The following is a 727-nucleotide window of genomic DNA, read 5'->3' on the forward strand; positions in this document are numbered from 1 at the left end:
CCGCGCGGCAGGCGAGGGGGCTTTCTGAKGCAGGATCTGACAACCTGACGTTGTTGCATTGCACTTCAGCCTATCCCGCGCCTGCCGATTCACTCAATCTCTTGGCGATGCAGGCCATGAGCCGCGAATGCGGCTTGCCGACGGGGTACTCTGATCATAGCGAAGGGATTGAGGCGGCGCTGGCCGCCACTGCGCTCGGTGCCTGCGTGATTGAAAAGCATCTGACGCTTGATACGACGCTGCCCGGGCCTGATCATCTCGCTTCCGCAGACCCAGCGACTTTTACAGCGATGGTTCGGGGTATCAGAATGGTCGAAACGATGCGGGGTGACGGCCTCAAGCGTCCCCAGCTTATAGAGCACAACACCCGCGATGTAGCACGGCGTAGCGTAGTGCTTAGCCGTGATGTCCCAGGGGGAACGGTGTTGACGCCAGACGATTTATGCCTGCGCCGGCCCGGGACCGGTATTGCGCCAGCACAACAAGTCAACGTTTTGGGGTGTCGCCTTACTCAAGACATGCCTGCATATACCCTCCTTGCGCCATACATGCTGGAAGGCTGGAAGTAATGCCTGAACGCCGCATTCTCTACGTGACTGGCACTCGGGCGGACTTTGGCTTGATGGCCTCCACGCTGCATCGGATTGCGGTGCACCCCGGTTTGACTCTGCAGATCGCTGTCACAGGAATGCACCTCAGGCCCGAGTGCGGCATGACTGTCACGGAG

General features: G+C 59.8%; 1 protein-coding gene. It reads left to right on the top strand.

Annotation, left to right across the window (positions count from 1 at the left end; all coding sequences use genetic code 11):
• On the top strand, positions 1 to 569 hold a 569-nt coding region (locus AC1DWI_RS25280; RefSeq protein WP_477726199.1), incomplete at its 5' end, for an N-acetylneuraminate synthase family protein.
• Positions 570 to 727: the final 158 nt, after the last annotated feature.

Source organism: Polaromonas sp. P3_C2 (genome assembly GCF_056402675.1).